7 protein-coding genes are annotated in these 12,450 nt (G+C 61.5%); 1 reads left to right on the top strand and 6 read right to left on the bottom strand.

Annotated elements, in window-relative coordinates:
* Window positions 1–15: 15 nt before the first annotated feature.
* The 5 genes from ASD60_RS21110 to ASD60_RS21090 form a co-directional block, all read right to left on the bottom strand.
* Window positions 16–1,002 carry a lysylphosphatidylglycerol synthase domain-containing protein gene (locus tag ASD60_RS21110; protein ID WP_056855865.1) on the bottom strand — a complete coding sequence of 329 codons (987 nt, stop codon included), beginning with the start codon at window positions 1,000–1,002 and terminating at the stop codon, window positions 16–18.
* Window positions 989–2,281, bottom strand: coding sequence for a cardiolipin synthase ClsB (gene clsB, locus ASD60_RS21105; RefSeq protein ID WP_056855864.1), 1,293 nt, complete (start codon window positions 2,279–2,281; stop codon window positions 989–991). Before clsB ends, ASD60_RS21110 begins: the two co-directional genes overlap by 14 nt.
* Window positions 2,278–3,075 carry an endonuclease/exonuclease/phosphatase family protein gene (locus tag ASD60_RS21100; protein ID WP_056855863.1) on the bottom strand — a complete coding sequence of 266 codons (798 nt, stop codon included), beginning with the start codon at window positions 3,073–3,075 and terminating at the stop codon, window positions 2,278–2,280. The genes clsB and ASD60_RS21100 overlap by 4 nt, the downstream gene beginning before the upstream one ends.
* Window positions 3,072–3,998, bottom strand: coding sequence for a DUF72 domain-containing protein (locus tag ASD60_RS21095; protein WP_056855862.1), 927 nt, complete (start codon window positions 3,996–3,998; stop codon window positions 3,072–3,074). The genes ASD60_RS21100 and ASD60_RS21095 overlap by 4 nt, the downstream gene beginning before the upstream one ends.
* Before the next feature lie 198 nt (window positions 3,999–4,196).
* Window positions 4,197–5,399, bottom strand: coding sequence for an MFS transporter (locus ASD60_RS21090; protein ID WP_056855861.1), 1,203 nt, complete (start codon window positions 5,397–5,399; stop codon window positions 4,197–4,199).
* A 189-nt stretch (window positions 5,400–5,588) separates the two neighbouring features.
* On the opposite strand from ASD60_RS21090, the gene ASD60_RS21085 reads away from it, so the two are divergent.
* Window positions 5,589–7,682 (top strand): mechanosensitive ion channel family protein, encoded by a 2,094-nt coding sequence (locus ASD60_RS21085; RefSeq protein ID WP_056855860.1) that lies wholly within the window; start codon window positions 5,589–5,591, stop codon window positions 7,680–7,682.
* Window positions 7,683–7,851: 169 nt separating this feature from the next.
* Here the strand turns inward: ASD60_RS21085 and ASD60_RS21080 are convergent, their stop codons facing one another.
* Entirely contained in the window at window positions 7,852–12,156 is a 4,305-nt protein-coding gene (locus tag ASD60_RS21080) for a DEAD/DEAH box helicase (protein ID WP_056855859.1), read from the bottom strand.
* Window positions 12,157–12,450 lie beyond the last annotated feature (294 nt).

Raw genomic sequence — 12,450 nt, 5'->3', positions numbered from 1 at the left:
TCCAATCACAGCAGATCACTTGGGTTTCTTGGCAATCCGCAGCGACTTCGCCTTGGCTTCCACCAACAAATACATCACCAACGTGATCAACAGCGGCAGCAGAAAATAGATCGCCCGATAGGCCAGCAACCCCGCCACCAGGCTGCCCCGTGACGCCTCATGTTGCAGCAGCGCGACGAACACCGCTTCCAGCACACCAAGCCCGGCCGGGATGTGCGTGATGACCCCGGCGATGGCACTGATCAGCAACACTCCAAGCACCAGCGGATAATCCAGTTTGCTCGGCAGCAAGGTAAAGATCACCGCGGCCATCAGTGACCAGTTCAAGGCACCCAGGCACAGTTGCAGGATTGCCATGCGCAGCGATGGCAAGTTGATTTCCACACCGCGAATCGACCACTCGCGGCGGCTGGAAAAACGGCAGGCTGCGAGGTATCCGGCACTCGCCAAGAGCAACAACACGCCCACCGCCTGCAATGCACCGCTGCTCAATTTCCAGCCTGGCGGCATCCGCACCAACCCACTGCTGAACACTACGCCGGCGATCAGCATGTAGCCGAACCAGTTGGTCGCCAGGCTCAGGCCGAGAATCTTGGCGATATTGCTCTTGCTCACCCCCAGTCGCGAATACAGACGATAACGCATGGCGATGCCGCCCACCCAGGCGCTCAGGTTGAGGTTGAAGGCATAGCTGATGATCCCTACCGGGAGAATCTGTTTCCACGTCAGGTCCTGGCGGATGTAAGTGCGGCCGATCAGGTCGAAACAGGCGTACACCAGAAAACTCACCACGGTCAGGCTGGCCGCGATAATCAGAGTACGCACCTTGAAATCAGCCAGGGTTTCGAGCACTTCGGCCCATTCGATACGCTGGGCGAACATCGTCAACAGGACGATCAGCGCCAGAAAAAACAGCAGGGTCAGCGGTCTTTTCCAACGGCCCAGACGCGATTTGGCCGGATGCTCGGCGTGGGGCGCCGCGGGTGCTTCAGTGCGGCTCATGTCGATCGCTCCCGGTCGGTGCGGTGAACGCTTTCAGTCGTGGTTTATGCGCGGGCAGCCACCCGGCCCAGGCAGGGAAATGGCGCAGGAAGTGGAACACCAGAAAACCCACGGTCATGTGCCAGACTCGTCCACGCGGGGCCTTGTCCACGGACATGAATTTGCAGTGGTTGTCACTGAGGTCTTCGAGGCGCTCGTACAGTATCCGGTTGAACTGGCGATCGCGGATCAACACGTTGGCCTCCAGGTTCATCGACAGGCTCAACGGGTCGAGGTTGCTGGAGCCGACGGTGCTCCAGTCTTCGTCCACCAGCGCGACTTTGCCGTGCAGCGGACGGTCGCAGTATTCGTAGATTTTCACCCCGGACTTGAGCAGGTAATCGTAGGTCATGCGCGCAGCGAGCTTGGCCATCAGGACGTCCGGCTGCCCTTGCAGGATCAGGCGCACGTCAACGCCACGGCGAGCCGCGTTGCGGATGTCGCGCAGCAAACGATAGCCAGGGAAAAAGTAGGCGTTGGCAATTACCACGCGACGTTTTGCCGTGCGCAACACCTCGCGGTAAACCTCTTCGATGTCGTTGCGGTGATCACCGTTGTCGCGGTGTACCAGGCGCACCTGACCATCGTGATCGCTGACCGCCAGTTCCGAGCGGCGCTGCCTGCGGCGTTGCCACCAGTACTTGGCGTGCACCGGTCGGCCGCATTGCAGCAGGGCAAAATGGTGAATGTCCGCCACCGCCGGGCCTTGAACTTCCACAGAATAATCCTGCTTGGCTTCAGGACCGAAATCGGCCAGATGGTCAGCGGAAAAATTGATTCCTCCGATGAAGGCAATGGTCCCGTCCACCACCACGATCTTGCGGTGCAGGCGGCGGAACCAATTGGTGCGGATGCCCAGGCGCTTGGGGGCCGGGTCGAACATTTGCAGATGCACGCCAGCGCTGCTCAGGGCAGTGAGATACCCAGTGCTCAGTTCGCCACAACCAAATCCGTCCAGGCTGGCGGTGACACGTACGCCCCGTTGCGCCGCGTCGATGAGCACCTCCTTCAGCTCATCGCCGACCTTGTCTTCAAAGACAATGAAGGTTTCCAGAAGGATTTCGGTTTTCGCCTGGCGCATGGCCTCGAACACCCGGGGGAAATAGGCTTCGCCGTTTTCCAGCAACTCGACGCGGTTATTGCCTTGCCAGCGGTATTCGACATCGACCATTGCGGGCTGGCTAATGGGGGGCGCGGCAATCGGCTGCACAGTGGTTTTTTCCATCGGTGAAATACTCATAGCTCTATCTCCACCGACAAGGGGGCGTGGTCGGAAAGGTGTGACCAGGGGCGAGTGGTGAGCACTTGCGGGTGGCTGGCCTTGAGGTTGCGCACGTAGATGCGATCCAGGCGCAGGGCCGGCAGGCGTGCCGGAAAACTGCGCGCCGGTTTGCCGTGATGCTGGGCGAACACTTCGCGCAGACCACAGGGTTTGAGCAGGGCATCGGCGCGCTGGCGCCAATCGTTGAAATCGCCGGCGACAATCACGGGTGCATCACCTGGCAGTTGCGCCAAACGCTGGGCGAGCAATTTGAGTTGTTCATTGCGGTGGGATTCACGCAGGCCCAGGTGCACGCAAATCGCGTGTACCTCCGGACCTTCACCGGGCAGGCGCAGGGTGCAATGCAGGATGCCGCGATTCTCGTGGCCGCTGATGGACACGTCGAGGTTGTCATGGCGAACGATCTGGAATTTCGACAACAGCGCGTTGCCGTGATCGCCCGCCGGATAAACCGCATTGCGTCCGTAGGCAAACTGCGGCCACAGCGTGTCGGCAAGGAACTCATATTGCGGCATCGCCGGCCAATTGCTGTAGCGTTTGGGATGCTGTTCGTGAGTGCCGTGAACCTCCTGCAAAAACACCACATCGGCGGCTACACTGCGCACCGCTTCGCGCAACTCCGGCAGAATGAACCTGCGATTGAGTGCGGTGAAACCCTTGTGCGTATTGACCGTCAGCACCGTAAACCGGTGCACGCTGGTGTTGACGCTTTCTTGTTCGTCCGTCACGCCGATTGGCTCGGAAATGCTCATGGCAGCACCCCTTCGGCGGCAGGTTCCCCGGGAGCGGTGAGCAGGTGTTTGTTGAGATCGAAACGTTCCAGCAGGCGGCGTGCGTCGTAGGGCGCGTGAACCTTGATGTCATTGTCGAAGTAGCAAAACACTTCGCGGGACTTACGTGCCTTGGGCTTCTGTCTGGGCGCGATCAGATGCGGATCCTCCGGTTGCCGACCGAGATGCCAGGCATCGATCCGGTCCCCCCAGCGCTTGAGCGCCTGCGCGGTATAGCCGCTGGCGTACAGTTCTTCGGCACCGTGCAGGCGCAGGTAGACGAAGTCGCTGGTAATGTCTTCGCGGTAAGGCCACTTACCGGCGGTGTCGGCGATCACCAACGCGGCGTTATAGCGCTTGAGCAGGCGAACGAAGGCCGGGTCGATGAAGCTTTCGTGACGAATTTCCACCGCGTGGCGCAGCGGCTTTTTTCCATGGGCCTTCAAACTGGCCGGGCCGTGCAGGTGCGAGTCGTGCTCGTGGGCGAGGGCGGCTGCTTGCTGGGTATCGTGGGGAAGCTGATCGAGAAAGGTTTCGAACAGTTCGGCATCGAATTTGAAGTTGGGCGGAAATTGCCAGAGGATCGGCCCGAGCTTTTCCTTGAGCTCCAGAACCCCGGAGGCGAAGAAATTGGCCAGGGGCTTGTGGATGTCCCGCAAACGCTTGATGTGGGTAATGAAACGCGGGGCTTTAACGCTGAAGATGAAGTTCAGTGGGGTTTCGGCGTACCACTGGGCGTACCGGTCAGGCCGTTGCAGGGCGTAGAACGATCCATTGATTTCGATGCTGTTGACCGCCCGCGACGCGAACTGCAGTTCACGTTTCTGGGGCAAACCCTTTGGGTAGAAATCGCCCCTCCAGGGCGTGTAGCGCCAACCTGAAATTCCGATGTGAATCGCCGCCATGTCGCCTCCCGTCTGAATGCCCCCGATCTTTTGATGACTGCGGGCAAGCGGCGAAAGTTTCGACGGAACTACCGACGGTGCATTTCTTTAAATTGACCGGTAGGAGCGAGGCTTGCCCGCTAAGGCGTCATAACATTGAACATCAATGTCGCCAGATCCGGCGCCTTCGTGGGTAAGCCTCGCTCCTGCAAGGGGATATCAGTGACTGGGGACGACCCGGGTCGAGCTTTCGGCATACACCGGCCCAAGGCGATCCAGGCGGCCGCTCCACGCCGTCAATGCCAGGGCCACCAGCACCACCAGTCCACCGATCCATGCGGTATGGATCAAGCCCATGTGTGCAACGATCAAACCGCCACCCCAGGCGCCGCCGGCGATGCCGAGGTTGAACGCGGCGATGTTCAGGCCCGATGCGACGTCCACCGCATGGGGGGTGTGATGTTCGGCCTGTCGCACCACGTACACCTGCAAACCCGGCACATTCCCGAAAGCCACGGCGCCCCAGACCAGTACGGTCGCCAGCGCCAACCAGGGATTGCCAGCGGTAAATGTCAGGATGAACAGTACTGCGGCGAGCAAGGCGAAGATGATTTTCAAGGCGCTGATCGGGCCGCGTTTGTCGGCCAGTTTACCGCCCCAGATGTTGCCGACCGCCACCGAGATGCCATACACCAGCAATACCAGGCTGACGGTGCTGGCACTGAAACCTGCGATGTCCTGAAGAATCGGTGCCAGGAACGTGAAGGCAATGAACGAACCGCCGTAACCGACCGCCGTCATCGCGTACACCAACAACAGGCGCGGTTGCTTGAGCACCTGCAATTGCTGCAACAATGAAGCCGGTTTGCTGTGGGCAATGTTTTTCGGCACAAAGAGCAGGCTGCCAATGAACGCGATCACGCCCAGGGCCGAGACGGCGAGAAAGGTTTCACGCCAGCCGAAATGTTGGCCGATGAACGTACCCAGCGGCACGCCGGTGACCAGGGCCACGGTCAGGCCGGTGAACATGATGGCAATGGCGCTGGCGGCTTTTTCCTTGGGCACTAGACTGGTCGCGATGGTCGAACCGATCGAGAAAAACACCCCGTGCGCCAGACCGGTTACGATCCGTGCCAGTATCAGCGACTCGTAACCCGGCGCTTTCCAAGCCAGCAGATTGCCAAGGGTAAACAGTACCATCAGCGACAACAGCAACAATTTGCGCGGGACTTTGCCGGTCAGGGCAGTCAGCACCGGGGCGCCCACGGCGACGCCCAGCGCATACAGGCTGACCAGCAGGCCGGCCGACGGCAGGCTGACGCCGAGGTCGGCGCCGATGGTAGGTAGCAGGCCAACGATGACGAACTCGGTCGTCCCGATGGCGAAGGCGCTGAGGGTCAGCGCGAGCAAGGCAATAGGCATGACTGCAACTCCGGTGGGTTGATTTGATGGAGCGCAGTGTCGGGGTTTGGGTTGTGCGGAAAAATACAGGGATGAGCATTTGATATTTGTCTTCAACGCAAAGATCGCCGAGCCGATGGGGGCCAGCGCCGAACTAGTCCGTCATTTGTCGATCAGTTCCTTACAGTCTTATCCAAAGGAGCGGATGCCTTGATCAAGCTCAAGACCGCGATGTTACTGGGGGCGTTGCTGTTTGTGGGCAGCGAGGAACTGGAGGCGGCGGCCGTTGCGGGTCTGCCCGCAAGTGCCACTGCAGCGACACCGCCGGCCCACCCTCAACCGCTGGTTCAGGGCGGCTTGCTGGGCGCCATCAGTTCCAGCATCGACGAGGTGCAGACCAGGCTCGACCTCAATGAAAACCTGGTCGACGCCTGGCGTCTGCGCGCCGATCGCGCCGCGGACGAGGTCGATCAGCTGGTCAATCATCCATCCGCTCGTTCGAGCTGGAGCGTGACTGGGGATTTCCTGTTGCTGACCTTGGTCTGGGCCGCAGTTTTTGGCTCATTCTGGTTGCTCGGCAAATGGTCGGCGCAACGCCTGTGTGAACATCGGTTACTGCTCAGCCGTGAGCGTGGACAAGCGTTGCTGGGCTACGTGCTGCCCTACGGCATCGCCGCGCTGGTGAGCCTGCCGCTGACCATTTATGCCAGTCAGTTTCTACCAGTGTCGGCGGGGCGGGCGCTGGCGTTGTGCTTTGCCTATGCCACCAGTAGCGGCGTGTTCGCCGCGTCGTTGGTGATGTCACTGGTGGTGCTGTTCAACACCGGTCACAAACGTCGCGCAGTACAGATCATTCGCCAGCACAGTCCGCGTCCGCTGTTCGGGATCGGTTTTCTCGTCGCACTGAGTGACGCGCTGACCAGTCCGCAGATCGCTCATCAGTTGGGCAATAATCTCACCAGCAGCATCGCAGTGTTTACCGGTCTGGCGGCTTCGATTTCCTTTGGTCTGCTAGTGGTCCGCATGCGTCGACCGGTCGCTCAGCTGATTCGCATCCTGCCGCTGGCCCAACGCCGCAAACAGCCGGCGTTACGTGAAACCCTGCGGATTTTTTCCGGGCTCTGGTATTGGCCGATTCTGTTGATGGTGCTGGTTTCGATCATCAACCTGATCAGCGTCAGTGCAGACAATCAGCAGGTCCTGCGCAGTGCACTGTTCACTACGATACTGCTGATTGCCACGGTGTTCCTGAGTACCACGCTGCATCACCTTTTCAAGTCGCGCAGTGAAACGGACGTGCGCCGCAGCAGTGCCTACAAACAGCGTTTTCTGAGCCTTTCCCACGCCTTGCTGCGCATCGCCATGGCCATCGTCTTCATCGATATTCTCGGGCGCATCTGGGGCGTATCGCTGTTCGATTTTGCGGTGAGCAATGCGGTCGGTCGGGCGATCAGTGATTCGCTGAGCCATATCGGCCTGATCTTCCTGATCACCTGGATGGTGTGGGTGGTGCTCGATACGGCGATCCAGGAAGCGCTGAAACCACCGGCCAATAAGCGCTCTGCACGCCAGCCCAGTACTCGGATAAAAACCATCCTGCCTTTGCTGCGCAACGCGATCAAAATCATTCTGGTGGTGATCTGCGCGATCACCACCATGGCCAACCTGGGGATCAACGTCGCGCCGTTCCTGGCCGGTGCCGGGGTGATCGGCCTGGCCATCGGTTTCGGTTCCCAGCAACTGGTGCAGGATGTGATCACCGGATTGTTCATCATCATTGAAGACACACTGTCCATCGGCGACTGGGTGGTACTCGATTCCGGCCACGCCGGCACGGTCGAAGGTTTGACCATCCGCACCTTGCGCTTGCGCGATGGCAAGGGGTTCGTGCACTCGGTGCCGTTCGGCCAGATCAAGGCAGTGACCAACCAATCGCGGCAATTTGCCTACGCGTTCTTCTCGGTGCAGTTCACCTACGACACCGATGTCGACAAGGCCATTGAACTGATTCGCGAGGCCGGGCATTCCATCAGCGATGACCCGTTCCTCAGGTACAACCTGCAAGGGCCACTGGACGTATTTGGTGTCGACAAAATGGACCTCAACGGCGTGGTGCTGACGGCGCAGTTCCGCACCGTGTCGGGCGGTCAGTACGCGGTGAGTCGAGCGTTCAACCAGCGTTTGAAAAAACTTGTGGATAACAGCCCATGGGTACACTTCGCGCAGACTTATCCACAGCAGGTTATGTTGCCCAAGCGCCGGCAGGAGGATGAGGAGATATCGGATCAGGTTCGGATTCCATAACTGCGCCCCAACAAATCTTTTGTGGCGAGGGAGCTTGCTCCCGCTGGGCTGCGCAGCAGTCAATGATCGTTCCCACGCTCCGTGTGGGAATGCCTCACCGGACGCTCCGCGTCCGCTTCCGGGACGCAGAGCGTCCTTGGCTGGGTTCCCACGCGGAGCATGGGAACGATCAGCGTCTTATCAGTTTATTGCGAACCTCTGCACCCGCCTGCTGATCCAGCTCCCGCCAAAAAACCTGCTTGCCGGCAATCTCCGCAGCCACCGGCAATCCATCCCGATACACCAGCCGATTACTTGCCAGCGCCGGCACTTTCGCCCCTGGCAGCAGCGTGCCGGCAAGGTTCAGCGGATCGACCCCGCACACCGCGATCAAGCTGCCGTCATGGGGCCGGCGGCGCACCTCGCGCAACAGAGGAATCGCCTCGGGCAGCGCAAATTGCTCGCCCGCCAGGCCACTGACAAAGCGTCCGCCGCGAATCTCACCGCGTGCTTCCAGGCGATGGAAAGTGCGCAACAATTCCCGCCAGCTCGGCAACCAATCCGCTTCCCGTTCGAGCAACCGCCAGAACACTACGCCGTAGCGACGCAACAAGGTCATGGCGATGTGTTCCAGCGTGTCGGCGGGTGTTGGCGCCGGGCGCAGGTTATCCACAACCGCGGCGCCGGCACCCCGCCTGAGCAACGCCCAGCGCCCGGCGTCGTCCATGCCCCCGACGAAGGCCCCGCGGCCGCGTCGGCTGCTGCGGCTCTGCCGCTTGCTGGCCGGGGTGATCAATGCGCGCAGACCGGCAAAGCTGTCGGCGTTTACCAGTCCGGCGCCTACCAATTCCTGCAAGGCAATTTCCAGTTCCGCGCGCAGCAAGTGCGCTTCATGAGTCAGCTCATCAAAAAACAGTGCGCCGTGCTGGCTGAGGGCGGCGTGAACCTTTTGCGTTTTCGGCGACAGTTCGTCAATCGGTGTCTGTTCGGCCAATTCGCTCCAGAGCCCGACCCGGTTGCGTGGCAATAACACAATCGGTGTGCTGCGCAGGGCGGCGCTGGCGTTTTTGTTGTGCGCGGTGAGACGAGTCCACACCAGTTTGCCGCTGCGGCACAGTTCATCGAGCCAGGTCGGCGAATAGTCCTTGATGCGCGCCGGGAGGAGGTCGCTGTCCCAGGCTGAAGCGGCGGCGGGGTAGCCTTCGAATTGCGCGGCGATTGCCGGCAATACCGCATTGCCCTGACCTTGGGTAGCGCTGGACAGATGCTGCCAGTCGAACAGAAACCGCATGAAGTCCTGCAACGCCACCGGTTCGATTTCCCGGCGCAGACGCTTGACCGTGTAGCGGTGAATCCTCGCGAGCAGATGCCGTTCGCACCATTCGTCTTCGGCGCCACCCGGGGTAAAACGGCCACGCAGTACGTAGCCTTCGCGCTCCAGTTGCGCCAAGGCCTGCGTGACTCGATCAGGCGGTAAACCGAGCGGTTCGGCAATCGCCTCCAGCGGCACCGGGCCAAAAGCGCTAAGCCGCGCACGAAGCACTTCCAGCAGGGCGGCATCCGCTTCCCAGGGTTCATCAAAGCCCGGCAACGCTTGCAGGACCGGCCAGCATTCGGCCTGTGGATAAATCGCCCGCAGGCAAGTGAGGCGTTCCCGCGCCAGCCACAGAGACTGATTGATTTGGCAGGCGCGGCCGCTGTCGGCCAGGGTTCTCAGCCAGTCGAGCCAATTCGGATTGGCCCGGGCCTCGGTGTCGGTGATGCACGCCAGGCTCATCAGCGCCTCGTGCATTTCATCGACGTTCCCGGGGGCTGGCCAGGCTTCATCGCCCACAGCGGCAATCGCCTCGACGTCAAGTGCGCCGAGGTCGTCGGTGGATTGCGGATCGCTCCAGCGGCGGTTGAGCACCGCTTGCGTGCGTCGTTCCTCCAGCGGTGCATCGTCGAGAAAGGTGTAGGGGCGGGCGCTGAGGATTTCTGCGGCCAGCGGCGAGGGTGCCGGCAAGTCGCGGCTGATCAGGCGAACGTCGCCGTGCTCCATGCGCCGCAGCAAGGCCAGCCAGCCTTCACTGTCCATGGCTTCGTGCAGGCAGTCGTCGAGGGTTTGTTCCACCAGCGGATGGTCGGGAATGTCCCGCTCGCCAGCGAGGTTTTCCACGCAGGCGATCTGGTCGGGAAACACGCTGGCGATCAAGTCTTCGCTTTTCATCCGCTGAATCTGTGGCGCGACTTTACGCCCGCCGCTGAAGCGCGGCAGGCCCAGGGCAACCCCGGCATTCCAGCGCCAGCGCACGCCGAACAGCGGCGCGTCGAGCACCGCTTGAATCAGGATGTGCTCGGCGCTGTTGCTGTGCAGGTAACGCCAGACGTCGTCCAGTTCAAAGCTGTGGCTGGTGGACAGCGACAATACGATGGCGTCTTCGCTGGCGGCGGCCTGCAATTCGAAGTTGAAGGTGCGACAGAAACGCTTGCGCAGGGCCAGGCCCCAGGCGCGGTTGATGCGACTGCCGAATGGGCTGTGGATGATCAGTTGCGTGCCGCCGGACTCGTCGAAAAAACGCTCCATCAACAGCGTATCCTGCGACGGCAGGGCGCCGAGGGTCTGGCGCGCCCGGGCCAGGTATTCCACCAGTTGTTCGGCGCTGGCCAGGTTCAGGCCGAGGGTGTTCGTCAGCCACTCGATCGCGGGTTGCAACTGGCCCGGCGTAGCGCCCAGCAACCCATCGAGGTGCGCCTGCAAACGGGCCACCGCCATCGATAATTCGGCGCTGCGTGCTGGCGCTTCGCCGAGCCAGAACGGAATGGTCGGCGGCTGGCCCTGGGCATCTTCGACCCGCACCTTGCCGGTTTCCACGCGCAGGATTCGATAAGACGTATTGCCCAACTGGAAGACATCCCCGGCGATGCTTTCCACTGCAAAGTCTTCGTTGACGCTGCCGATGTTCAGCCCTTGAGGTTCGAGCAACACGCTGTAGTCGGCATTGTCCGGAATGGTCCCGCCGCTGGTCACCGCCGTCAGTTTCGCCCCCCGGCGCCCTCGCAGGCTGCGGGTCACGGCGTCGCGGTGCAGGTAAGCGCTGCGGATGCCCTGGCGTCCGTTGTAGCCTTCGGCAAGCATCCGCAGCAGCGCCTGATAGTGTTTTTCGTCGAGATCGGCATAGGGCGAGGCGCGGCGCAGCAGGTCCAGCAACGCTTGTTCCTGCCATTCCTGGCAACTGACTTCGGCAATGATCTGCTGCGCCAGAACGTCCAGCGGTGCCACGGGGATCAGCAAGGTATCGAGCTCGCCCCGGCGAACGCAGTCGAGCAGCGCGGCGCACTCGATCAAGTCGTCGCGGGTGGTGGCGAACAAGCGGCCCTTGGGCGTGCCACCAACCTGGTGTCCGGAGCGGCCAACCCTTTGCAGAAAGCCGGAGATCGACCGCGGCGAGGCGATCTGGCACACCAGGTCGACATCGCCGATGTCGATACCCAGTTCCAGCGATGCCGTGGCGATCAATACTTGCAAGTCGCCGCGCTTGAGCCGCTGCTCGGCGTCGAGACGGAATTCCTTGGCCAGGCTGCCGTGGTGGGCGGCCACGGCCTCCTTGCCCAGGCGTTCGCTCAGGTGTCGGCTCAAGCGTTCGGCCAGGCGCCGGGTGTTGACGAAAATCAGCGTGGTGCGGTGATCCCGGGCGAGGGCGGCGAGGCGATCATAGACCAGTTCCCAGACATCATTGGCCATCACCGCCGACAACGGCACGGGCGGCACTTCGATATCCAGGTCCCGTGGGCGGGCGTGGCCGATGTCGATGATTTCACAAGGGCGGTCGCGGCCCACCAGAAAGCGCGAAACCGCGTCGATGGGTTTCTGCGTGGCTGACAGGCCGATGCGCACCAGCGGTTCGGCGCACAGCGCCTGCAAGCGTTCCAGGCTCAAGGCCAGGTGACTGCCGCGTTTGCTGGCGGCGATGGCGTGGATTTCGTCGACGATCACCGTGCGCGTGGTGCCGAGCATTTGCCGGCCGGAATCGGAGCCGAGCAACACATAGAGCGATTCCGGCGTGGTCACCAGGATATGCGGCGCGGTTTTGCGCATCGCCGAGCGGTCTTTTTGCGGAGTATCGCCGGTGCGTACGGCGGTGCTGATCGAAAGTTCCGGCAGGCCCATCAGGCGCAACTGTTCGGTGATGCCGGCGAGCGGGTTTTGCAGGTTGATGCGAATGTCGTTCGACAGCGCCTTGAGCGGTGAGACGTAGACCACCAGGGTTTGATCCGGCAGGCCTTCAGGATTGTCCAGGCCCCGGTGCACCAGATCGTCGATGACCGCGAGGAATGCGGTGAGGGTTTTGCCCGAGCCCGTGGGCGCCGCGATCAACGTCGAGCGGCGCTGGCGAATCAACGGCCACGCCCGGGCCTGAGCGGCGGTGACCGCAGCAAAGGTGTGACTGAACCAGGCGCTGACGGCGGGGTGGAAGCCGTTCAGTGCACTGTCTGCGGGGATGGGCAGGTTCATGTACGGATTTATGCGGGCGGGAAGGGGAAGATGCAAGTACCGCTCAAGACCTTTGCCGCCCTTTAGGGCCCCATCGCGGGCAAGCCCGCTCCCACAGGGATCTTCTGTGAACGCAAAATTTGTGAACAACAGATAACATTGTGGGAGCGGGCTTGCCCGCGATGGGGCCCGCAGCAGCACCGCCAATCCCGGACATCTACACTTTACGGATGACGGTTGCGCACTAAACCCGCAAAATGCAACGATTCCGGCAACCATCAATGGCATCGCCCGCGGGCGTTGTCCATTCAGCCA

It is taken from the genome of Pseudomonas sp. Root562, assembly GCF_001427125.1.
Classification (GTDB): Bacteria; Pseudomonadota; Gammaproteobacteria; order Pseudomonadales; family Pseudomonadaceae; genus Aquipseudomonas.
This window is presented reverse-complemented; position numbering and strand designations above follow the sequence as displayed.